Below are 20803 nucleotides of genomic sequence, written 5' to 3' on the forward strand. Positions count from 1 at the left end.
GCCATGATTCCTTGGCGCTGCGGGGTAATCGGGCGTGTGGGTGGGAAAGCTTGTTCGGTTTGGTGGGGCTGCGGGGGATACGGCTCACGGCGGTGGCGGGGGGACGCTCTTTGGGTGACCCCGCAGTGTGGCGCGGGGCGGTGGGGGGTGGCAGCGGGGTTCGCTCGTCGCATGATCAGTAAGACAGTTCGGCGGGGCCTTGGCGTGTTGCTCGCGCTGGCCGCCGCCCTCCCCGCGGCGCCCGCGTTCGCCGGTCCCACCCCGCCAAGCCCCGCTCCCGGCGCCCACCTGGTCCCCGGCGTCCCGCTCCCGCCCCGGCACCCGTGGCAGCGCGATACCCCCGACCAGGATCTGAAGCCGCACGTCTACACCCCCAGCGCCGCCGAGGACGCCATCGAGCCCGCCGACGCCGTCGGGGAGCAGCTCATCGAGTACGTGCCGCCGGGCGAGGTGCAGAAGAAGGCCGCCGCCGCTCGGTGCACCGCGAGCACCGGGCCCTATCAGCGGCAGGCCGAGCGGTGGCTGAAGCTCTCCGTGGACGGCAAGCAGTCCCCCAAGGACTGCCGGGCGATCCGCGCCTTCCAGCGCAAGGAGGGCATCCGGCCCGCCATCGGGTTCGCGGGCCCCACCACGTGGGCCCGGATGCGGCTCATTTCCGCACGCAAGGAGCCGAACGCCGCCAAGAAGTGCCCCACGCGCGCGTACCGCCTCGCCTGCGTCGATCTGCGGCGGCAGTTGATGTGGGTGCAGAAGGGCAGGAAGGTGCTGCTCGGGCCCGTGCCCATTCGCAGCGGACGGGCCGGGTACGCGACCCGGGTCGGCTGGCACAAGATCTACTGGAAGCACAAGAACCACTGGTCGTCGATCTACGAGACCCCCATGCCGTACAGCCAGTTCTTCAACGGCGGACAGGCCTTCCACGCCATCTACGGCAACATCTACAGCCCGCCGGGCTCGCGCGGCTGCGTGAACATGCGGGTCGACGACGCACGCGCCCTGTGGAAGACCCTGCACAAGGGAGACCGGGTCTACGCGTGGGGAAGCAGGCCCGGCACCTGAGGCGCGCGGCTGCCGGGGTGTCAGCGGGCTCTGAGACACTGGTCGGCGTTATGACTGAGACCGCACCCCTGCGTGCCCGCGCCGAGATCGATCTGGCCGCCCTCCGGGCCAACGTGCGGACTTTGCGCGCCCTCGCGCCAGGCGCCGCCTTCATGGCCGTCGTGAAGGCGGACGCCTACGGACACGGCATGGTGCCCTGCGCCCGTGCCGCCGTTCAGGCGGGAGCCACCTGGGTGGGCACGGCGACCCCCGAGGAAGCGCTCGCGCTGCGGGCCGCCGGGATCAAGGGCCGCCTCATGTGCTGGCTGTGGACTCCCGGCGGGCCCTGGCGCGAGGGCGTCGAAGCCGACCTCGACATGTCGGTGAGCGGGCTCTGGGCCTTGCGTGAAGTGTCCGCCGCCGCGCGGTCCGTGGGGCGTACGGCACGGGTTCAGTTGAAGGCCGACACCGGGCTCGGGCGCAACGGATGCATGCCCGACGACTGGCCCGAGCTCGTCTCGCAGGCGCGGCAGGCCGAGGCCGAGGGCCTGGTGCGCGTGACGGGGATCTGGTCGCACTTCGCGTGCGCCGACGAGCCGGGGCACCCGTCCATCGCCGCGCAACTCGCGCTCTTCCGCGAGATGGTCGCCGCCGCCGAGGAGCGCGGGATCCGCCCCGAGGTGCGGCACATCGCCAACTCGCCCGGCACGCTCACGCTTCCGGAGACCCACTTCGATCTCGTACGTCCCGGGATCGCGATGTACGGGATCTCGCCGAGCCCCGAGGTCGGCACCTCGCAGGAGTTCGGCCTGCGGCCCGTCATGACGCTCAGCGCCTCGCTCGCCCTCGTGAAGCACGCCCCGGGGGGTCACGGCGTCAGCTACGGGCATCACTACGTCACACCCGGCGACACGACCCTCGGCCTGGTCCCCGTCGGGTACGGGGACGGGATCCCGCGCCACGCGTCCGGCACCGGACCCGTCCTCGTCGGCGGCAAGTGGCGCACGGTCGCGGGACGCATCGCCATGGACCAGTTCGTGGTCGACCTCGGCGGCGACGAACCGGCGGTGGGCTCCGAAGCCGTCCTGTTCGGCCCCGGCGACCGGGGAGAGCCGACCGCGGAGGACTGGGCGCAGGCGGCGGGCACCATCGCGTACGAGATCGTCACCCGCATCGGATCGCGTGTTCCGCGCGTCCATGTGAATGAGCGACCCGACGAGTGAGTAGGAGCGGCACGTGAGCGAGACCAGCACGGGGGCGGCCGCACAAGCGGCGACGGAAGTCGCCGCGGCGGCCGGGAACTGGCGCAGGGCCGGCTTCGCCGGTGCCGCGATAGGCGTCGTCGCCGCGGGCGCCGCGGCCGGTGTCGCCATCGAGCGGCTGACCGTCGGCCGGGGCATGCGCAAGAAGGCGCGGCTCGCTCTCGACGCGTCGGGTCCGTACGGCTCGCTGCGCGGCATGCCGGGCAGCGCGTACGCGGACGACGGCACGGAACTCTCGTACGAGGTCGACGAGGTCGACGAGGCATCGGCGGACAGCGAGAGCGCGCAGGCACCGCGCCGCCGCAGGCTCTTCGGGCGCAAGACCCCCGCCCCGGTCACCGTCGTCTTCAGCCATGGCTACTGCCTGAGCCAGGACTCCTGGCACTTCCAGCGGGCCGCCCTGCGCGGCGTCGTGCGCTGTGTGTACTGGGACCAGCGCAGCCACGGCCGGTCCGAGCGCGGAGTGGCGCAGCTCGCGGACGGGGCGCCGGTCTCCATCGACCAGCTGGGGCGGGACCTGAAGGCGGTCATCGACGCTGCGGCGCCCGAGGGGCCGCTGGTCCTGGTCGGGCACTCCATGGGCGGCATGACGACGATGGCGCTGGCCGACCACTTCCCGGAGCTGATCCGCGAGCGCGTCGTCGGCGTCGCCCTGGTGGGTACGTCCTCCGGGCGGCTCGGCGAGGTCAACTTCGGCCTTCCGGTGGCCGGGATGAACGCCGTGCGGCGCGTGCTCCCCGGCGTCCTGAAGGCGCTGGGCTCGCAGGCCGATCTCGTGGAGAAGGGGCGGCGGGCCACCGCTGACCTCTTCGCCGGGATCATCAAGCGCTACTCGTTCTCGTCCAGGGACGTGGACCCGGCGATCTCGCGGTTCGCCGAGCGGATGATCGAGTCGACGCCCATCGACGTGGTCGCGGAGTTCTACCCGGCCTTCGCCGAGCACGACAAGACGGAGGCGCTCAAGCACTTCTCCCGGCTTCCCGTGCTCGTCCTCGCGGGGGACAAGGACCTGGTGACGCCCAGCGCGCACAGCGAGGTCATCGCCGATCTGCTCCCGGACGCCGAGCTCGTGCTCGTACCGGACGCCGGGCACCTGGTCATGCTGGAGCACCCCGAGGTCGTCACGGACCGCCTCGCGGACCTCCTCGCCCGCACGGGCGCCGTCCCCGCGGCGGCCGATGCACGGACGTCCAGCGGCTAACGTGGGTGGGCATGGAAGCACCGCACAGCCCGGCCCCCGTGAACTCCCTGGGCATCACCGTCACCTCCCCCGAGCAGATGGGCGACCTGGGTCGCCGCCTCGCCAAGCTGCTGCGCCCCGGTGACCTCGTGATGCTCACCGGCGAGCTCGGCGCGGGCAAGACGACACTGACCCGCGGCCTGGGCGAGGGCCTCGGCGTCCGGGGCGCCGTCACGTCCCCGACCTTCGTCATCGCCCGCGTCCACCCGTCCCTCTCCCAGGGGCCGCCCCTGGTGCATGTGGACGCGTACCGCCTGGGCGGCGGCCTCGACGAGATGGAGGACCTCGACCTCGACGTGTCGCTCCCCGAATCGGTGATCGTCGTGGAGTGGGGCGACGGCAAGGTGGAGGAGCTCTCCGAGAGCCGTCTGCGTGTCGTCATCGACCGGGCCGTCGGCGACACGACGGACGAGGTGCGCGAAGTGACGCTGACCGGGGTCGGGACGCGGTGGCAGGAGGCCGACCTCACGCTGCTTTCGGCCTGATCCTCGTCTTTTCGCCCGAACATTCCGACAAGGCGTCGGGAAGATGTTGCGCGGCGTGCTCCGGGCGTGGTCACATGGATACCGGTACTGGTTAGGTCTACCTAACCACGTCTGCCCCCGGAGCCCAGGAGGCGTCCATGTCGGCTTCAGAACGTGACGTAGAGCCCCGACCGCACGGGCTGTCGGGGCCATCGGGGCCATCGGGGATTTCCATGCGCGATCTGCTGGCGTCCTGCGCGGCCGCCAGCGCCGTCTCGACACCGCCGCGCGATCCGGCGCCCGCGGGTGACGTCCCTACGGAACGACGACGACCTTCTTGCTGATCGTCGCGAACTCCCACATCGCGTTGCCGTCCTTGCGGGACTCGCGGATGCCGCCGGTCTTCTTCGACGGGTCCGGCTTCGGCGTCGAGCCGTCCGTCGCCGCGCTGAAGCCGATCGCGACCCCGTCCACGTTCGCGAAGCGCACGACGTGCTCGATCGCCACGCCGTCCGTTCCGGTGACGGTGCCCGAGCGCGAGGTGACCGCGTACGTGCCGGGGACCGGGTCCACCGTGCTCGGCGTGACCTTGAACGTGCGCCGCGCCTTGCCGGATGCCGTGACCAGCCACACGCGGTCCTCGCCCACCGAGTAGACGACCCGCTCGCCCGCACCGGACTGCGCCGGGACGGTCGTCGGGTCGGCCTTGTCCTTGGGGGAGCGCGAGGCCGACGCGGAAGGGGACGTGTCCGGCTTCTTGCCCAGGGAGTCGGGCACGCTGGCCGACGCCTGGTAGGCGAGGAAGCCGACCGCGGCGAGCGCGGCGGCGGTGAGCCCGGCCACGAATCCCGAGCTGCTCCTGGACAACTGCGCCACCCTCTTCGTACTCCGTACGGCTACGGGGTGACGTTAGCAGCAGGTGTGCGGCATCCCGGGTCGGCCGTGCTCCGGGCGCCGGAGCCGTAGGCTATTCGCGTGCTCTTGCTCGCTCTGGATACCGCCACCCCCGCCGTCACCGTCGCGCTGCACGACGGCTCGTCCGTCGTCGCAGCCTCCAGCCAGGTGGACGCCCGCCGCCATGGCGAGCTGCTGCTTCCCGCCGTCGACCGCGTGCTCGCCGAAGCCGGGCTCAGACTCGACGCCGTGACCGGCATCGTCGTCGGCGTGGGCCCCGGCCCCTACACGGGCCTGCGTGTCGGCCTGATGACCGCCGAGACCTTCGGCCTCGCGCTCGGCGTGCCGGTGCACGGCGTGTGCACGCTCGACGGCCTCGCCTACGAGTCCGGCATCGAGGACGGCCCCTTCGTCGTCGCCACGGACGCGCGGCGCAAGGAGGTCTACTGGGCGCGGTACGCGGACCCGCGCACCCGCCTGACCGAGGCCGCCGTGGACCGCCCCGCCGACATCGCGGACGAGGTGGCGGGCCTGCCCGCCGTCGGCGCCGGCGCGGTGCTCTACCCCGAGACCTTCCCGCAGGCCCGCGCCCCCGAGAACGTCTCGGCGGCCTCGCTCGCCGCGCTCGCCGTGCGGAAGCTGGCCGCGGGCGAGGAACTGCTGGCCCCCAGGCCGCTGTACCTGCGCCGTCCTGACGCGCAGGTCCCCAAGAACTACAAGGTGGTCACCCCCAAGTGACGTCCGTGACGACAGCCGTCCTGCGCGAGATGCGCTGGTGGGACATCGAGCCGGTCTTCGTCCTGGAGAAGGAACTCTTCCCCGACGACGCCTGGTCGCGCGGCATGTTCTGGTCCGAGCTCGCCCACGCGCGCGGTCCGCTGGCCACCCGCCGCTACGTGGTGGCGATGGACGGGGACCGCCTCGTCGGGTACGCGGGGCTCGCCGCGCAGGGCGACCAGGCCGACGTGCAGACCATCGCCGTGGCCCCGAGCCACTGGGGCACCGGGCTCGGCTCCCGGCTCCTGACCGATCTGCTCTGCGCGGCCACCGCCTTCGAGTGCGCCGAGGTCATGCTCGAGGTGCGGGTCGACAACACACGGGCGCAGAAGCTGTACGAGCGCTTCGGCTTCGAGCCCATCGGCTTCCGGCGCGGCTACTACCAGCCGGGCAATGTGGACGCCCTGGTCATGCGTCTGACCGATCCATCGACATCCGTACAAGGAACCGACACCCATGGCTGACTCGCGCGATCAACCTCTCGTCCTCGGCATCGAGACCTCCTGCGACGAGACCGGTGTCGGCATCGTCCGCGGCACCACCCTGCTCGCCGACGCCATCGCCTCCAGCGTCGACGAGCACGCCCGCTACGGCGGCGTCGTGCCCGAGGTCGCCTCGCGCGCGCACCTGGAGGCGATGGTGCCCACCATCGAGCGCGCCCTGAAGGAAGCGGGCGTGAGCGCGAAGGACCTCGACGGCATCGCGGTGACCGCCGGGCCCGGCCTCGCGGGCGCGCTGCTCGTGGGTGTCTCGGCGGCCAAGGCGTACGCGTACGCGCTCGGCAAGCCGCTCTACGGAGTGAACCACCTGGCCTCGCACATCTGCGTGGACCAGTTGGAGCACGGCGCGCTGCCCGAGCCGACGATGGCGCTGCTCGTCTCCGGCGGCCACTCCTCGCTGCTGCTCTCCACCGACATCACGTCGGACGTGCGTCCGCTGGGCGCGACCATCGACGACGCGGCGGGCGAGGCCTTCGACAAGATCGCCCGGGTGCTCAACCTCGGCTTCCCCGGCGGACCCGTCATCGACCGGTACGCGAAGGAGGGCGACCCGAACGCGATCACCTTCCCGCGCGGTCTCACCGGGCCGCGCGACCCGGCGTACGACTTCTCCTTCTCCGGCCTGAAGACCTCCGTCGCGCGCTGGATCGAGGCCAAGCGGGCCGCGGGCGAGGAGGTGCCCGTGCGTGACGTGTCGGCGTCCTTCCAGGAGGCGGTCGTCGACGTGCTCACCCGCAAGGCCGTGCGGGCCTGCAAGGACGAGGGCGTGGACCACCTGATGATCGGCGGCGGCGTGGCCGCCAACACGCGGCTGCGCGCCCTCGCGCAGGAGCGGTGCGAGGCGGCCGGGATCCGGCTGCGGGTGCCCCGGCCGAAGCTCTGCACGGACAACGGCGCGATGGTGGCCGCACTCGGCGCGGAGATGGTGGCCCGCAACCGCTCGGCCTCCGACTGGGACCTCTCGGCGGACTCCTCGCTCCCGGTGACGGAGCCGCACGTCCCGGGCCACTCGCACGGCCACGACCACGTGCACGAGGTCAGCAAGGAGAACCTGTACTCGTGACCGTCGCGCTGATGTGGGAGGCCCGCGCCGCCGACGGCCGGGGCGAGGAACTGCTCGCCTGGGCGCGCGCCCAGGTCCTGGACGGCGAGCCGCTCAGGCGCGAGAGCTTCCGCGCCCCGCAGGACCGGGTGCTCGTCCTGACGTGGTGGGATGCCGCGTACGAAGCCGACCTCCCCGAACTGCCCGAGCCCGCCCCGGAGTTGGTGACGCGGGCGGTGCACAGGTGGCGGTTCGAGTCGGCGGGCCTGGACTGACGCTCCGTATTCGACGGGGGTGATTCAGGGGCGCCGCGCCTGCCCCAGGAGCCCGTCGATGACCGCGCCGAGCTGCACCGACACGTCGTAGCCCTCGGTCAGTTCGAGCCAGCGGCCGGCGAGCGCGGCCAGGTGGGGGAGCTCGCCGGCGTCCGCGTCCGTGAGCATGCCGGGGAAGTGGCGCCCCCGGTCCGGCTCGTCGGCGCGGCGGGCCATCGCCTGCCGGAAGACCAGGTCGCCGTAGACGCAGTGCCAGATGGTCCGGTAGGCGGCGACGGCCTGGGGCGTGGTCAGCCCGCAGTCGACGCAGGTGGCGACGATCTCCTCGACCATCCACAGCGCGCCCTTGTCGGTGAGATCGCCCAGGCTCAGCACCTCGACCACCCAGGGCATCCGCGCCAGCGTGCCGTGCATGTGCACCGAGACCGCGAGCAGCCGTTCGCGCGGGTCGTCGGGGAGCTCCGGGCGCGGGACCGAGTCGGCCGTGCCCGACAGGGTGAGCATCAGGAGCTCGTCCTTGTCGCGTACGTGGTGGTAGAGCGCCATCGGCGTCGTGCCGACCTCCTTGGCGACCCTGCGCATGCTCAGGGCGGCCACGCCCTCCTCCTGCAGGATGCGGCGCGCGATGCCGACGATCGTGTCGAGGTCGATGCGGCTGGGGCGACCGCGCTTCTTCTTCTGCTGCTCGCCCGACTTCTCCGGGCCCGGCTTCGCTGCTTCCGGCGCTGGTTTCTCTGCTTCCACGTGGCTCATTGTCGCGCCCGTGCCGTGGCGGTGGCGCACGCCCCTGTATTTTCTATACGCGTATAGTAATGTCTGTCGGCATGGTGAATCCCGCTGACCCGAAGTCCTCAGGGGCCCGTTGGCTGCTGCCGGTGCTGCTCACCGTGCAGTTCCTCGTCTCCCTCGACATGTCCGTCGTGAACATCGCGCTGCCCGACATCGGCGACGACATCGGCTTCGGAGCCGATTCGCTGCTCTGGGTCGTCAACGCCTACGCGCTCGCCTTCGGCGGCCTCCTCATGCTGGGCGGGCGCCTGGCCGACCTGGTGGGGCGGCGGCGCACCCTGATCGCCGGGTTCGCGGTCTTCGGCGTCGCGAGCCTGGCGGGCGGGCTCGCGCAGTCGCCGGGGCAGCTCGTCGCGGCGCGGGCCGTGCAGGGTGCGGGAGCGGCGGCGCTCGCACCCGTCGCGCTCGCGCTGATCACCGTCACCTACGCGGCCGGGCCCGCGCGTGCGCGTGCGCTCGGGCTCTGGGGCGCGGCGGGGGCGCTCGGCGGCGCGGTCGGAGTGATGGCGGGCGGGGTGCTCACCGACTGGGCGGGCTGGCGCTCCGTGATGCTGATCAACGTCCCGGTGGTGCTCGCGGCCCTCCTCCTCGCGCGGCACGGCGTGCCCGCCGACCGGCGCACCGTTCCCGCGCCCCGGCTCGACGTGCTGGGGGCGCTCCTCGTCACGGCGGGCATGGCGGCGCTCGTCCTCGGCCTCGTCCGCACGGAGACGTACGCCTGGGGATCCGGCACGACCCTGGGCACCCTCGGCGCGGCGCTCGCGCTGCTCGCCGCGTTCGCCGTCGTCGAGTTCCGGCAGCGTGAGCCGCTGCTGCGCCCCGGCCTGCTCAGGAATCGCCCCGTGCTCTCCGCGAACGCCTTCGCGCTGCTGATGTCGTCCGGGCAGTTCGCCGCCTTCTACTTCACCTCGCTCTACCTCCAGGAGGTCATGTCGTACGGGCCGACGCGGGCGGGAGCGGCCTTCCTGCCGTTCTGCGCGGGCATCGTCGCCGGGTCGGTGGTCTCGGCACGGAACGCCGGGCGCCTCGGGGAGCGGGCGCTTCTGGTGACCGGAGGGCTGCTCGGGGCGGCGGGATTCGTGTGGTTCGCCCTCACCGTCGGGCCCGGCGGCACCTTCCTGGGGTCGGTCGTGGGGCCCTCGCTGGTGGCGAGCGTCGGCATCGGCATGTGCTTCGTGCCGCTGGGCACGGCGGCGACGTCCGGTGTCGCCGCCGAGGAGACCGGCATGGCTTCGGGGCTGCTCAACAGCTCGCGGCAGCTGGGCGGTTCGCTGGGGCTCGCCGTGCTGGTGACGGTGGCGTCGGGCGTGACGGGGGCCGGCCGGGGGGTGGGCGCGCTCGCGGAGGGTTACGCGACGGCGTTCGGCGTCGCCGCGGCGCTGCTGGTGGCGGCGGCGGTGGCCACCGCGGTGCTGCATCCGGCGCGTACGCCTTCGCCCTCCCCTTCGGCTCCGCCGCCCGCTCAGGAAGAAATTTCGAAGAACCTCGGAGACGATGTCGATCCGGGCGTATCCCGTTCGACGCAGAGGTGAGAGGCGGGAAGAAGCCCCGCCCGTCGCGTGGCCCGCGGGGCGCGCGACAGCCGAAGGGAACATCACCATGCCGCGCTTTCTGACGATGATCCGCGTCGACGAGAAGAACTCTCCCGAGGGCGGCCCCAGCCCCGAGATGGGCGAGCGCATGGGCGCGCTCCTCGAAGAGATCACCAAGGCCGGGGTGATGCTCGACACCGCGGGCCTCACGCCAAGCGCCCAGACCACCCAGGTGCACTGGGAGGGCGGCCGGCTCTCCGTCACGGACGGCCCGTTCACCGAGGCCAAGGAGGTCGTCGGCGGCTACTCGATCACGCAGTGCAAGGACAGGGCCGAGGCCGTCGAGTGGGCCGGCCGCTTCCTGAGGACCCACGACGAGAAGTGGACCGTGACGGCGGAGGTCCGGGAGATCATCGAGGGCTGAGCCACGGGGCCGGGCCCGATCCACGGGGTGCGGGCGCCGGGTCTTTGCGGTGCCCCGCGCGGGGTGCTCTGATGGGTGGCCGTGAAGGACCACTCTTCAGAGCCCCCTCGCCCGGACGCGCCCCGCGGCGCCATCGAGACCGTCTTCCGGATGGAGTCCCCGCGCCTGATCGCCGGTGTCGCGCGGATCGTGCGCGACGTGGGCATCGCGGAGGAGCTCGCGCAGGACGCGCTGGTCGCCGCGCTCGAACAGTGGCCGCTGGACGGCGTCCCCGACAACCCGGGCGCCTGGCTGATGACCACCGCCAAGCGCCGCGCCATCGACCTCGTGCGCCGCAGGGAGCGCTACGAGCGCAAGCTCCAGGAGATGGGCCGCGACCTGGAGGCGGCCCCGCCCCATGTCCAAGGGCCCGCCGACCCGGACGACATCGACGACGACCTCCTGCGCCTCGTCTTCACCGCCTGCCACCCGGTGCTCTCCGCCGAGGCCCGCGTCGCGCTCACCCTGCGGCTGCTCGGCGGGCTCACGACGCCGGAGATCGCCCGCGCGATGCTGGTCCCCGAGGCGACGGTGGCCCAGCGCATCGTGCGCGCGAAGCGGACCCTCGCGGCCAAGGGCGTGCCCTTCGAAGTGCCGTACGGAGCCGAGCGCGAGGCCAGGCTCGGCTCGGTGCTCGAAGTCATCTACCTCATCTTCAACGAGGGGTACGCGGCCACGGCGGGCGACGACTGGCTGCGGCCGTCGCTGTGCGAGGACGCGCTGCGGCTCGTCCGCGTGCTGGCCGCCCTGATGCCGCGGGAGCCCGAAGTGCACGGCCTCGCGGCGCTGTTGGAGCTCCAGACGTCCCGCTCGGCGGCGCGGACGGGGCCGAAGGGCGAGCCGGTGCTCCTCGCGGACCAGGACCGCCGGCACTGGAACCGGCCGCTGATCCGGCGGGGCTTCGCGGCGCTCGCCCGTGCGCGGGCCGTCTCGACGGGCGGCCCGGGAGCTTACGAGCTCCAGGCCGCGATCGCCGCCTGCCACGCGAACGCCGTGTCGTACGAGGACACGGACTGGCCGCAGATCGCCGCCCTCTACGAACTCCTCGCCGCCCGCGCCCCGTCACCGGTGGTCGAACTGAACCGCGCGGTGGCGGTGTCGATGGCCGAGGGACCGGCGCAGGCGCTGCCGCTGTTGGACGCCCTCGCCTCTGAACCTGCCCTGAAGGGCTATCACTTGCTGCCGAGTGTGCGGGGTGACGTGCTGCTGCGGCTCGGTCGGGTGGCGGAGGCGCGGGAGGAGTTCGAGCGGGCGGCGGGGCTCACGCGCAATGGGCGGGAGCGGGAGTTGTTGCTGGGGCGGGCTGAATCCTGTAGCCCGTCCGGCGATTGAGGACGAACTCGGCGAAGCCGGTGATGACGGCAGGCAAGGCCCCGGCGCAGCCGGTTTTCGGGAAGGGGCGGGGTTGGGGAAAAGAAAGTCAGTTCCCCACCACCGGCCGCCCGATCAGCATCGTCGGCGCCCCCGCCACCCGGGTCAGGAAAACGGTGGCCGAGTTCTTGCCCTGGGGCTTCACCTTGCGGCGCAGTTCCTCCGGTTCCACCGCGGAGCCCCGCTTCTTCACCGTCAGGATCCCGACCTCCCGCTCCCGCAGCACCGCCTTCAACTTCTTCACCCCGAAGGGCAGTTGATCGGTGATCTCGTACGCCACCGCGTACGGAGTCGCGTGCAGCGCGTCGGAGGTGACGTACGCGATGGTCTCGTCGATCAGTCCGCCCTCCACCCGCGCGGCCACCTCCGCCACCAGATGCGCCCGGATGACGGCGCCGTCCGGCTCGTACAGATAGCGCCCCACCGCCCGCACCGCCGGATCCGGCAGCATCGCGTCGAGCGAGGACCACAGGGACGCGCCCGACGGCAGCAGCGTCGCGCGATGCGACGACGGGGTGTCCGTGCCGAACCACAGCACGGCCTCCTTCACGTCACCGCCGTCCGAGATCCACTCCGCCGCGGCCTCGGCGGGCACCGCCTCGTGCGGAATGCCGGGAGCGATCTTCAGCGCCGCGTGCGGAGCCTTGCGGGCGGCCCGGACGGCCCAGGAGAGGGGCGGGGAGTACGCCTCGGGGTCGAAGATGCGGCCCCGGCCGCCACGCCGCGCCGGGTCCACGAAGACGGCGTCGTACGCGGCCGTGTCGACCTCGGTGACATCGGCCTCGCGCACCTCGATGAGGTCGGCGAGTCCCAGCGCGTCCGCGTTCGCGCGCGCCACCGCGCAGGTCAGCGGGTCGCGGTCGACGGCGAGGACGGCGATACCGGCCCGCGCGAGGGCGATCGCGTCGCCGCCGATGCCACAGCAGAGATCGGCCACGCTGCGCACGCCGAGGGACTTGAAGCTCTCGGCGCGGTGCACGGCCACGCTCGTGCGCGTCGCCTGCTCGACGCCGTTCGGCGTGAAGAACATCCGCCCCGCGTCCGGCCCACCGAACTTCGCCACCGCCCGCCGCCGCAGCCGCGCCTGCGCGAGCACCGCCGTGACCAGCTCCGCCGGGTGCTCGCGGCGCAGACGGGTGGCGACGGCCAGCTCCCGGGCCGGATCGGCCTCGCGCACCTCGTCGAGATCGAGCAGGGACCGGCCTTCGGCGGTGAGCAGCGCGGCGAAGGAGGTCAGGGCGGTGTCGAGGTCGTTCACCCGGCCCATTGTGGGCCAGTCGGTGGATGGTGCGCGCCCGGCGGCGGTGTCGGCCCGTCCGCAGGGCCGTGAGCTGCAAAGATCCGGCGCCATGCAACTAGTACGACAAAACGACAAATTCGGGGCGAGACGGAAGGGTCAGGTCCCGGCGTGGGGCAGGGCGCGGGGGCGGGTGCGGGCCGCGGCGGCCGTGCTCACCGTCGCCGCGATCGCCTCGGGCTGTGCGTCGGGCTCCGACGGCGGGGTCAATCCCGCCCCCGGCCAGCAGCGCCTGGACGCGCCGCCCGCCCGCGCCCTCGACACCTACGCCCAGAAACTCCGCGTCGCCGAGGTCGCCCGCGCCGCCGCCGCGAAGCGCTGGGGCCTGGCGAAGACCCCGCTGACCGCGCCGCTGCCGCCGGCCCAGAAGCCGCGGATCACCACCCGCAAGGGGTTCGAGGTCAAGGGGCAGGCGAGTCTGCCGCCCGTCTTCACGACCGTCCCGACCAAGAAGAAGATCGTCTTCCTGACCATCGACGACGGCGCCGAGAAGGACCCCGCGCTGCTCAAGATGATGAGCGAGCTGAAGATCCCGTACACCGCGTTCCTCAGTGACTACCTGGTCAAGGAGGACTACGGCTACTTCAAGAAGATGCAGTCCCGCGGTGTCACGCTGAACAACCACACCCTCAACCACCGCTATCTGCCGGGGCTTTCGTACGAGGGGCAGCGCCGCGAGATCTGCGGCATGCAGAACACCATCCAGAAGCGCTACGGCAAGCGGCCCGAACTCTTCCGCCCGCCGTACGGCAACTACAACGTGGACTCGCTGCGCGCCGCCAAGTCCTGCGGCATCAAGGCGGTCCCGCTGTGGGCGTCCGAGGCCTTCCCCAACCGCATGGACTGGCGGGAGTGGGACCGGGACCTGCATCCCGGCGACATCATCCTCACGCACTTCCGGGGGCGCGAGGACTGGAAGGGCACGATGCCCGACATGATCCGCAAGGTCATGAAGACGGTCACCGACAAGGGGTACGCGGTGGCCAGGCTGGAGGACTACCTGTGACCGGGCGGGCGCGGGCGCACCGCTACTTCGCCGCGGCCCTCGCGGCGGGCGTGCTCGCGCCCGCGCTGCTCACCGGGTGCGCACAGTCGGTCGATCCGATCGAACGCCTGGGCCGCAAGGCCGCCGAGAAGGTCCCGCCGAGGAAACCGGGGGCCTCGCCGAGCTGCGCGCCCCCCGCGGGAGCGCCGGAAACCGGGCGGCGCATGGCTACGGGGACGCAGTCGCCGCCTGCCGGGAACCGCTGCCCGGAGGGGCGTGAGGCCGGGCTCGTGCCCCCGAAAAGCGCTCCACCCGGATAAGACCCGCGTCAGCGAATTAGCAGTCCGCTTGACCGAGTGCTAATCGTCGTCCTAGTCTCGGGCTTGGCACTCACCACTGGAGAGTGCCAACAGCGACGGGCAGGTCCGGCACCCGCGACGACGGATCCACCTGGTCGCCACCCCAGACTGTTAACCCCGTAGATCTCCGAAGGGGGAGACCGGATCGTGACGACCGCCAGCTCCAAGGTTGCCATTAAGCCGCTCGAGGACCGCATTGTGGTCCAGCCGCTCGACGCCGAGCAGACCACGGCCTCCGGCCTGGTCATTCCGGACACCGCGAAGGAGAAGCCCCAGGAGGGTGCTGTCCTCGCCGTGGGCCCGGGGCGCTTCGAGAACGGCGAGCGCCTGCCGCTCGACGTGAAGGTCGGCGACGTCGTGCTGTACAGCAAGTACGGCGGCACCGAGGTGAAGTACAACGGCGACGAGTACCTCGTCCTCTCGGCTCGCGACGTCCTCGCGATCGTCGAGAAGTAATTCACCGCTTCACCCGCTTCACCAGTTTTACTTTTTTGAGCTGCGCCCCTGGTCACCCCGCTGATTGCCGGGCGGCGAGGGGCGCAGCTCGTTAAACCCGAGTTTCGAGAGGGCTGAACCGCTCCCATGGCGAAGATCCTGAAGTTCGACGAGGACGCCCGTCGCGCCCTCGAGCGCGGCGTCAACAAGCTTGCCGACACGGTCAAGGTGACGATCGGCCCCCGCGGCCGCAACGTCGTCATCGACAAGAAGTTCGGCGCCCCCACCATCACCAACGACGGCGTCACCATCGCCCGTGAGGTCGAGGTCGAGGACCCGTACGAGAACCTCGGCGCGCAGCTCGTCAAGGAGGTGGCGACCAAGACCAACGACATCGCGGGTGACGGCACCACCACCGCGACGGTCCTCGCCCAGGCCCTGGTCAAGGAAGGCCTGCGCAACGTAGCCGCCGGCGCCTCCCCGGCCGCCCTGAAGAAGGGCATCGACGCCGCCGTCAAGGCCGTGTCCGAGGAGCTCCTCGCGACCGCGCGCCCGATCGACGACAAGGCCGACATCGCGGCCGTCGCCGGTCTGTCCGCCCAGGACCCGCAGGTCGGCGAGCTCATCGCCGAGGCGATGGACAAGGTCGGCAAGGACGGTGTCATCACCGTCGAGGAGTCCAACACCTTCGGCCTGGAGCTGGACTTCACCGAGGGCATGGCCTTCGACAAGGGCTACCTGTCCCCGTACATGGTGTCCGACCAGGAGCGTATGGAGGCCGTCCTCGACGACCCGTACATCCTGATCCACCAGGGCAAGATCTCCTCCATCCAGGACCTCCTGCCGCTGCTCGAGAAGGTCATCCAGACCAACGCCTCGAAGCCGCTCCTGATCATCGCCGAGGACGTCGAGGGCGAGGCCCTTTCGACCCTGGTCGTGAACAAGATCCGTGGCACCTTCAACGCCGTCGCGGTGAAGGCCCCCGGCTTCGGCGACCGCCGCAAGGCCATGCTCGGTGACCTCGCCACCCTCACCGGTGCCACCGTCATCGCCGAAGAGGTCGGCCTCAAGCTCGACCAGGTCGGCCTCGACGTGCTCGGCACCGCGCGCCGCGTGACCATCACCAAGGACGACACCACCGTCGTGGACGGCGGCGGCGACGCCTCCGAGGTCGCGGGCCGCGTCAACCAGATCAAGGCCGAGATCGAGTCCACGGACTCGGACTGGGACCGCGAGAAGCTGCAGGAGCGCCTGGCGAAGCTCGCCGGTGGCGTCTGCGTGATCAAGGTCGGCGCTGCCACCGAGGTCGAGCTCAAGGAGAAGAAGCACCGTCTGGAGGACGCCATCTCCGCGACCCGCGCCGCGGTCGAGGAGGGCATCGTCTCCGGTGGTGGCTCCGCTCTGGTGCACGCCGTCAAGGTTCTCGAGGGCAACCTCGGCAAGGAGGGCGACGAGGCCACCGGTGTCGCCGTCGTCCGCCGCGCCGCCGTCGAGCCGCTGCGCTGGATCGCCGAGAACGCCGGCCTCGAGGGCTACGTCATCACCTCGAAGGTCGCCGAGCTCGACAAGGGCTTCGGCTTCAACGCCGCGACCGGTGAGTACGGCGACCTGGTCAAGGCCGGCGTCATCGACCCGGTCAAGGTGACGCGCTCCGCGCTGGAGAACGCCGCGTCCATCGCCTCGCTGCTCCTGACGACCGAGACCCTGGTCGTCGAGAAGCCGGCCGAGGACGAGGCTGACGCCGGTCACGGGCACGGTCACTCTCACTGACCCGTCGCTCCGATGAGCTGAACGAGGCCCGGTGCCCCCGCTTGGGGGCGCCGGGCCTCGGTGCGTTCTCGGATGCGCGTCTGCCGGGTTGCGCGCCGTCGCCGACCGCGGGGCGTGGTCCGTCCTCGCGCAGTTCCCCGGGCCCCTTACGGGGCGCTCTTCTTACTGCGGGCCGTACTTGCGTCCCGTACGTGACGTCACCCCGCCGAGCAGCGCCCTCGGGGTCACTTTCACCACGCCCATCAGCGCCTTGTAGCGCGGGTCCGGGATGGACAGGGTTTTGCCGCGTGCCAGGTCGGCGATCGCCGCCGCGACCAGCTTGTCCGCGTCGAGCCACATCCACTTGGGGATGTTGGACGTCCCCATCCCGGCGCGCTCGTGGAACTCGGTGCGTACGAATCCGGGGCACAGGGCCATCAGCCGCACCCCGGAGCCGGCCAGATCCTTCGCCGCGCCCTGCGTGAACTGCACGACCCACGCCTTCGACGCGCCGTACGTCCCGCGCGGCACGAACGCGGCCACCGAAGCGACGTTGACGACGCCCCCGCGACCGCGCTCCCGCATCGACTCCGTCGCCGCCGACGTGAGGCGGAGCACCGCCTCGCAGTGCACCTTGAGCATCGTCAGCTCGTCCTCGATCGACACCTCCAGGTACTGGCCCTTGTTGCCGAACCCGGCGTTGTTCACCAGGAGGTCGACCGGATTCCTGCGGTCCGCGAGCCGCTTCTCGACGGCGGCGATCCCGTCGTCCGTCGCGAGGTCCGCGGTGAGGACCTCCGCCTCGATGCCGTGCCGGTCGTGCAGTTCGGTCGCCTGCTCCCGCAGCCGCTCGGTGTTGCGTGCCACCAGGATCAGGTTGTGGCCGTCACCGGCGAGCCGCCGGGCGAAGGCCGCGCCGATACCGGCGGTCGATCCCGTAATCAGAGCCGTAGTCATGCACCAAGGCTAGTGAGATCCGGGGCCCCTTGTGTCGCCCGGACGGCCTCTTGACCTGCTGACCCTTCAAGTCGCCGGGCCCGCAAGCCAGTTACGACACCTGCGAGCCGTACTTCCGCGCGTACGTACGGGCCGTCTCGGTCAACTCCGAGTGGAGCGCGTCCCCGGCGGCGAGCAGACTCGGCAGCAGATGCTTCTCCGTCGTGACGGCCCTGAACTGGAGGGCGACGGTGATGTCGTGCTCCGGGCGGTGCACGATCTCGACCGGGTCGCCGCCCCGGATCTCACCCGGCTCGATCACCCGCAGATAGGCGCCGGGAGCGCCCTGCTGCGTGAAGCGTTTGACCCACCTCTTCTCGCCGAGATGCCCCTGGAACGTCTGGCAGGGAATGCGGCCCGACGTCACCTCCAGGAGCAGATCGGGGCCGACGCGCCAGCGCTCGCCGATCTTCGCGCCGTTCACGTCGAGGCCCGACGTCGTGAGGTTCTCGCCGAAGGAGCCGTTGGCCAGTGTGCGGCCGAGCAGGCGCTCCCACGCGTCGAGGTCCTCGCGAGCGAAGGCGTACACCGCCTGGTCGTCCCCGCCGTGGTGGCGCAGGTCGCAGACCTCGTCCCCGGCGACCCCGCTCCCGGCGACACCCTTCGCGCCGGGAGCCGCCACCCGTACGGCCCCCTCGGCGGGCTGCTTGTCGATGCCCGTGCCACCCGCGGGCGCGTCGGTGTACTCCACGGCTTTGAACCGGCCCAGATTCACGGAAAGAAGCTTCATGGCGGAAGGCTAGGCGAGCCCGCTCAAAGCGTCGACGCATTATTGGGCGTTTGATCCAAGTGTCCCTTATGCTTGATCCATGATCGAGGCCCGTCATCTCCGCGTCCTGCGTGCGGTCGCCGCCACCGGCTCCTTCTCGGCCGCCGCGCGCGAGCTCGGCTGCACCCAGCCGGCCGTCAGCCAGCAGATGAAGGCGCTCGAAACCTCCGTCGGCACGCCACTGCTGATCCGTACGGGCCGCGAGATGCGCCTCACCCAGGCGGGCGAGTCCCTGGTCCGGCACGCCGCCGGGATCCTGGCGGGACTGACCGCCGCCGAGGAGGAGGTCGCCGCCATCGCGGGCCTGCGGGCGGGCCGCGTACGCCTCGTCTCCTTCCCCAGCGGCAGCTCGACGCTGGTGCCGAGCGCGCTGGCCGCCCTGCGCGCCGCGCACCCCGGCACCCGGGTCTCGCTCGTGGACGCCGAGCCGCCGCGCTCGGTCGAGATGCTCCGCGAGGGCGACTGCGACGTGGCGCTCGCCTTCCGGTACGACGGCGCGTCGGCCGCCGAGGAGTGGGACGACCTGGTCGTGCGCCCGCTGCTCGCCGACCGGCTCGTCGGCCTCGTGCCCGAGGGCCACCGGCTCGCCAAGGCGGAGTCGGTCGCCATCGGGGAACTGGCCGACGAGCCGTGGATCGCGGGCTGTCCGCGCTGTCGCAGGCAGCTGGTCGAGGTCTGCGAGGGGGCCGGTTTCGTGCCCCGCATCGACTTCGCGACCGATGACTACCCGGCCGTGATCGGCCTGGTCGGCGCAGGACTGGGGGTCGCGGTGCTGCCCGAGCTCGCCATCGAGTCCGTACGCCCCAAAGGTGCACGCACAGTGACGGTGGAGCCTGCCGTCCAGCGTGAAATCGTCGCGCTCACCCTGCCGGATCTGGCGCAGGTGCCCGCCGTGGCGGCCACGCTGGACCACCTCGCGCGGGCCGCGCAGCGCTGAGCGCTCGCGAAGAAACGTTCCTTCAGTTCTGTCGTTTCCTTCAGTGCCGCGTGACCATGCCGCCGCTCGATGCGGCGGCCGCGGCTGAGGCCGCAGCCGACACCGACGGCGTGGATGTCGTGACGAGGCGGTTGCGGGCGCGGCCCATGAGTTCCTCGCGCTCGTCCTCGGTGAGTCCGCCCCACACGCCGTACGGCTCCCGTACCGCGAGGGCGTGAGCGGCGCACTCCGCGCGCACCGGGCACCGCATGCAGACCTCCTTGGCGGAGTTCTCACGGGCGCTGCGTGCCGCGCCCCGCTCGCCCTCGGGGTGGAAGAAGAGCGAGCTGTCGACCCCCCTGCAGGCGGCGAGGAGCTGCCAGTCCCAGAGATCTGCGTTCGGTCCGGGAAGGCGGGAGAAATCTGCCATTGCTTGTCTCCTGGTAGCCGTTCTGCGCGGATACGGTGCCCACGACCGTACATCTACTGTCTAAGGAGATGAAAATATGACTCATTGGAAAATCTAGCCACAGACACCAGCAAAAGGAAGGGAAAGGGGCTAAATGGGGCATGGGTTGTGATGAAAGGTTGAGGGTCTCTTGCGCTGCCTGCTCTGTGTCCGCGCCCTCACGTAGAGTGCCGAACGTGGCCGACCGCCCCGTAACTCTTTCGGGTGACCGTCGTTGAGAGTGCGAGGCGGTTGAAAGAACAAGCGCTCGGGCAGATGTCCGAGAGCGTCAACCGCACAGGTGACGAATATGTACCAGCCTGGAGGCTCAAGGTGACGCGCAGCAGCTGTGAGAGCCGCGGAGGACAGTCATGACATCCGTCCTCGTCTGCGACGACTCCCCGCTTGCCCGAGAGGCGCTCCGCCGAGCGGTCGCGACCGTGCCCGGCGTCGAGCGCGTGACGACAGCGGCCAACGGCGAGGAAGTCCTCCGCCGCTGGGGCGCCGACCGCTCGGACCTGATTCTGATGGACGTACGCATGCCCGGTCTGGGCGGCGTCGAGACGGTCCGGCGGCTGCTGTCCGCCGACCCCGGTGCGCGCATCATCATGCTCACCGTGGCCGAGGACCTGGACGGTGTCGCGCTCGCGGTCGCCGCCGGTGCCCGGGGCTATCTGCACAAGGACGCCTCGCGCGCCGAACTGCGGGCGACCGTCACGCAGGCGCTCGCGGACCCGACGTGGCGACTGGCTCCGCGCAGACTGCGCTCGGCCGAGATGGGCGCGGCGCCCACGCTCACCGCGCGGGAGATCCAGGTGCTCGAGGGCATGAGCCACGGCCGGTCCAACGCCGAGATCGGACGTGAGCTTTTTCTCTCCGAGGACACGGTCAAGACCCACGCCAGGCGGCTCTTCAAGAAGCTCGGCGCCTCGGACCGGGCGCACGCCGTGGCGCTCGGTTTCCGCTGGGGCCTGGTCCGATAGGTGTGCCGCCGTGCGAGCACGGCGAGCCCCGCCCGCCGTGCGGTGGGCGGGGCGACGGGCGCCCGTCGCGCCCTCTCCCGGGAGCGGTTGCCGTTGCTTCGCCGCCGATGCCGCATCCTTGAGGTGTGGAGTTCCTCGGGGACAGGTCGGTCGAGCGGGAGGGGAGGGCGCACGAGATGAGTTCCGGCGCACCTGCTCATAACGCTTCGGTGCACAACT

General features: G+C 71.5%; 22 protein-coding genes. 16 read left to right on the forward strand and 6 right to left on the reverse strand.

Annotation, left to right across the window (positions count from 1 at the left end):
• Positions 1 to 171 precede the first annotated feature (171 nt).
• Genes ACFUPX_RS11180 through tsaE form a run of 4 tightly spaced genes read left to right on the forward strand, consistent with a single transcriptional unit; the run spans position 172 to position 4025 of the window.
• Complete coding sequence (locus ACFUPX_RS11180; RefSeq protein WP_383319578.1) at positions 172 to 1059, forward strand: L,D-transpeptidase family protein; 888 nt, start codon at positions 172 to 174, stop codon at positions 1057 to 1059.
• A gap of 50 nt (positions 1060 to 1109) precedes the next feature.
• The gene (alr, locus tag ACFUPX_RS11185; protein WP_383319582.1) at positions 1110 to 2261 is read left to right on the forward strand and encodes an alanine racemase; all 1152 of its coding nucleotides are present in this window, start codon (positions 1110 to 1112) and stop codon (positions 2259 to 2261) included.
• 13 nt (positions 2262 to 2274) lie between these two features.
• The gene (locus ACFUPX_RS11190) at positions 2275 to 3501 is read left to right on the forward strand and encodes an alpha/beta fold hydrolase (protein WP_383319585.1); all 1227 of its coding nucleotides are present in this window, start codon (positions 2275 to 2277) and stop codon (positions 3499 to 3501) included.
• An 11-nt stretch (positions 3502 to 3512) separates the two neighbouring features.
• On the forward strand, positions 3513 to 4025 hold the full coding sequence (tsaE, locus tag ACFUPX_RS11195) for a tRNA (adenosine(37)-N6)-threonylcarbamoyltransferase complex ATPase subunit type 1 TsaE (protein ID WP_383319588.1): 513 nt from the start codon (positions 3513 to 3515) through the stop codon (positions 4023 to 4025).
• 294 nt (positions 4026 to 4319) lie between these two features.
• Here tsaE and ACFUPX_RS11200 read toward each other — a convergent pair whose 3' ends face one another.
• Positions 4320 to 4871: a hypothetical protein gene (locus ACFUPX_RS11200; protein ID WP_383319591.1), complete on the reverse strand. Its 552-nt coding sequence runs from the start codon at positions 4869 to 4871 to the stop codon at positions 4320 to 4322.
• Positions 4872 to 4979: 108 nt separating this feature from the next.
• Here ACFUPX_RS11200 and tsaB point away from each other — a divergent pair, with 108 nt between their 5' ends.
• From tsaB to ACFUPX_RS11220, 4 genes are read left to right on the forward strand one after another with little or no spacing between them, the layout of a single operon-like run.
• The gene (tsaB, locus tag ACFUPX_RS11205) at positions 4980 to 5636 is read left to right on the forward strand and encodes a tRNA (adenosine(37)-N6)-threonylcarbamoyltransferase complex dimerization subunit type 1 TsaB (protein ID WP_383319594.1); all 657 of its coding nucleotides are present in this window, start codon (positions 4980 to 4982) and stop codon (positions 5634 to 5636) included.
• A 29-nt stretch (positions 5637 to 5665) separates the two neighbouring features.
• Positions 5666 to 6139 (forward strand): ribosomal protein S18-alanine N-acetyltransferase, encoded by a 474-nt coding sequence (rimI, locus tag ACFUPX_RS11210; protein WP_383319776.1) that lies wholly within the window; start codon positions 5666 to 5668, stop codon positions 6137 to 6139.
• Positions 6132 to 7238: a tRNA (adenosine(37)-N6)-threonylcarbamoyltransferase complex transferase subunit TsaD gene (gene tsaD / locus ACFUPX_RS11215; protein WP_383319596.1), complete on the forward strand. Its 1107-nt coding sequence runs from the start codon at positions 6132 to 6134 to the stop codon at positions 7236 to 7238. Before rimI ends, tsaD begins: the two co-directional genes overlap by 8 nt.
• Positions 7235 to 7492 carry a hypothetical protein gene (locus tag ACFUPX_RS11220; RefSeq protein WP_383319599.1) on the forward strand — a complete coding sequence of 86 codons (258 nt, stop codon included), beginning with the start codon at positions 7235 to 7237 and terminating at the stop codon, positions 7490 to 7492. Before tsaD ends, ACFUPX_RS11220 begins: the two co-directional genes overlap by 4 nt.
• Positions 7493 to 7516: 24 nt before the next feature.
• On the opposite strand, the gene ACFUPX_RS11225 is transcribed toward ACFUPX_RS11220, so the two are convergent.
• A complete protein-coding gene (locus tag ACFUPX_RS11225) occupies positions 7517 to 8245 on the reverse strand; it encodes a TetR/AcrR family transcriptional regulator (protein ID WP_383319602.1) in 729 nt (242 codons plus the stop codon).
• Between the two features lie 71 nt (positions 8246 to 8316).
• Between ACFUPX_RS11225 and ACFUPX_RS11230 the strand changes: the two genes are divergently transcribed.
• The 3 genes from ACFUPX_RS11230 (at position 8317) to ACFUPX_RS11240 (ending at position 11608) form a co-directional block, all read left to right on the forward strand.
• Positions 8317 to 9813, forward strand: coding sequence for an MFS transporter (locus ACFUPX_RS11230; protein ID WP_383319605.1), 1497 nt, complete (start codon positions 8317 to 8319; stop codon positions 9811 to 9813).
• A gap of 67 nt (positions 9814 to 9880) precedes the next feature.
• Positions 9881 to 10237, forward strand: coding sequence for a YciI family protein (locus ACFUPX_RS11235; RefSeq protein WP_383319608.1), 357 nt, complete (start codon positions 9881 to 9883; stop codon positions 10235 to 10237).
• Between the two features lie 81 nt (positions 10238 to 10318).
• Positions 10319 to 11608, forward strand: coding sequence for an RNA polymerase sigma factor (locus ACFUPX_RS11240; protein ID WP_383319611.1), 1290 nt, complete (start codon positions 10319 to 10321; stop codon positions 11606 to 11608).
• Positions 11609 to 11696: 88 nt separating this feature from the next.
• On the opposite strand, the gene ACFUPX_RS11245 is transcribed toward ACFUPX_RS11240, so the two are convergent.
• Positions 11697 to 12905 carry a methyltransferase domain-containing protein gene (locus ACFUPX_RS11245; RefSeq protein ID WP_383319614.1) on the reverse strand — a complete coding sequence of 403 codons (1209 nt, stop codon included), beginning with the start codon at positions 12903 to 12905 and terminating at the stop codon, positions 11697 to 11699.
• Between the two features lie 91 nt (positions 12906 to 12996).
• Here ACFUPX_RS11245 and ACFUPX_RS11250 point away from each other — a divergent pair, with 91 nt between their 5' ends.
• The 3 genes from ACFUPX_RS11250 to groL all read left to right on the forward strand — a co-directional run bounded on the left by ACFUPX_RS11250 (position 12997) and on the right by groL (position 16493).
• Positions 12997 to 13950 carry a polysaccharide deacetylase family protein gene (locus tag ACFUPX_RS11250; protein WP_383319617.1) on the forward strand — a complete coding sequence of 318 codons (954 nt, stop codon included), beginning with the start codon at positions 12997 to 12999 and terminating at the stop codon, positions 13948 to 13950.
• Between the two features lie 485 nt (positions 13951 to 14435).
• Positions 14436 to 14744: a co-chaperone GroES gene (gene groES, locus ACFUPX_RS11255; RefSeq protein WP_006347174.1), complete on the forward strand. Its 309-nt coding sequence runs from the start codon at positions 14436 to 14438 to the stop codon at positions 14742 to 14744.
• A 126-nt stretch (positions 14745 to 14870) separates the two neighbouring features.
• Positions 14871 to 16493: a chaperonin GroEL gene (gene groL / locus ACFUPX_RS11260; RefSeq protein WP_383319621.1), complete on the forward strand. Its 1623-nt coding sequence runs from the start codon at positions 14871 to 14873 to the stop codon at positions 16491 to 16493.
• A 162-nt stretch (positions 16494 to 16655) separates the two neighbouring features.
• Here the strand turns inward: groL and ACFUPX_RS11265 are convergent, their stop codons facing one another.
• Positions 16656 to 17429 carry an SDR family NAD(P)-dependent oxidoreductase gene (locus ACFUPX_RS11265; RefSeq protein WP_383319624.1) on the reverse strand — a complete coding sequence of 258 codons (774 nt, stop codon included), beginning with the start codon at positions 17427 to 17429 and terminating at the stop codon, positions 16656 to 16658.
• Between the two features lie 91 nt (positions 17430 to 17520).
• Positions 17521 to 18198 (reverse strand): MOSC domain-containing protein, encoded by a 678-nt coding sequence (locus ACFUPX_RS11270; protein ID WP_383319627.1) that lies wholly within the window; start codon positions 18196 to 18198, stop codon positions 17521 to 17523.
• A gap of 79 nt (positions 18199 to 18277) precedes the next feature.
• Here ACFUPX_RS11270 and ACFUPX_RS11275 point away from each other — a divergent pair, with 79 nt between their 5' ends.
• Positions 18278 to 19174, forward strand: a complete 897-nt coding sequence (locus ACFUPX_RS11275) for a LysR family transcriptional regulator (protein ID WP_383319630.1) — start codon at positions 18278 to 18280, stop codon at positions 19172 to 19174.
• A 40-nt stretch (positions 19175 to 19214) separates the two neighbouring features.
• On the opposite strand, the gene ACFUPX_RS11280 is transcribed toward ACFUPX_RS11275, so the two are convergent.
• Positions 19215 to 19583, reverse strand: a complete 369-nt coding sequence (locus ACFUPX_RS11280) for a WhiB family transcriptional regulator (protein WP_383319634.1) — start codon at positions 19581 to 19583, stop codon at positions 19215 to 19217.
• A gap of 389 nt (positions 19584 to 19972) precedes the next feature.
• Here ACFUPX_RS11280 and ACFUPX_RS11285 point away from each other — a divergent pair, with 389 nt between their 5' ends.
• The gene (locus ACFUPX_RS11285) at positions 19973 to 20584 is read left to right on the forward strand and encodes a response regulator transcription factor (protein ID WP_003948568.1); all 612 of its coding nucleotides are present in this window, start codon (positions 19973 to 19975) and stop codon (positions 20582 to 20584) included.
• Positions 20585 to 20803 lie beyond the last annotated feature (219 nt).

This window comes from Streptomyces sp. NPDC057302 (assembly GCF_042667685.1).
GTDB lineage: Bacteria > Actinomycetota > Actinomycetes > Streptomycetales > Streptomycetaceae > Streptomyces.

Bases quoted from the DNA above. Each gene is read 5' to 3' on its own strand.
- ACFUPX_RS11180 (WP_383319578.1), top strand. From the start codon at position 172: ATGATCAGTAAGACAGTTCGGCGGGGCCTTGGCGTGTTGCTCGCGCTG.
- alr (WP_383319582.1), top strand. From the start codon at position 1,110: ATGACTGAGACCGCACCCCTGCGTGCCCGCGCCGAGATCGATCTGGCC.
- tsaE (WP_383319588.1), top strand. From the start codon at position 3,513: ATGGAAGCACCGCACAGCCCGGCCCCCGTGAACTCCCTGGGCATCACC.
- rimI (WP_383319776.1), top strand. From the start codon at position 5,666: ATGCGCTGGTGGGACATCGAGCCGGTCTTCGTCCTGGAGAAGGAACTC.
- tsaD (WP_383319596.1), top strand. From the start codon at position 6,132: ATGGCTGACTCGCGCGATCAACCTCTCGTCCTCGGCATCGAGACCTCC.
- ACFUPX_RS11225 (WP_383319602.1), bottom strand. From the start codon at position 8,245: ATGAGCCACGTGGAAGCAGAGAAACCAGCGCCGGAAGCAGCGAAGCCG.
- ACFUPX_RS11230 (WP_383319605.1), top strand. From the start codon at position 8,317: ATGGTGAATCCCGCTGACCCGAAGTCCTCAGGGGCCCGTTGGCTGCTG.
- ACFUPX_RS11235 (WP_383319608.1), top strand. From the start codon at position 9,881: ATGCCGCGCTTTCTGACGATGATCCGCGTCGACGAGAAGAACTCTCCC.
- ACFUPX_RS11250 (WP_383319617.1), top strand. From the start codon at position 12,997: ATGCAACTAGTACGACAAAACGACAAATTCGGGGCGAGACGGAAGGGT.
- groL (WP_383319621.1), top strand. From the start codon at position 14,871: ATGGCGAAGATCCTGAAGTTCGACGAGGACGCCCGTCGCGCCCTCGAG.
- ACFUPX_RS11265 (WP_383319624.1), bottom strand. From the start codon at position 17,429: ATGACTACGGCTCTGATTACGGGATCGACCGCCGGTATCGGCGCGGCC.
- ACFUPX_RS11270 (WP_383319627.1), bottom strand. From the start codon at position 18,198: ATGAAGCTTCTTTCCGTGAATCTGGGCCGGTTCAAAGCCGTGGAGTAC.
- ACFUPX_RS11275 (WP_383319630.1), top strand. From the start codon at position 18,278: ATGATCGAGGCCCGTCATCTCCGCGTCCTGCGTGCGGTCGCCGCCACC.
- ACFUPX_RS11280 (WP_383319634.1), bottom strand. From the start codon at position 19,583: ATGGCAGATTTCTCCCGCCTTCCCGGACCGAACGCAGATCTCTGGGAC.
- ACFUPX_RS11285 (WP_003948568.1), top strand. From the start codon at position 19,973: ATGACATCCGTCCTCGTCTGCGACGACTCCCCGCTTGCCCGAGAGGCG.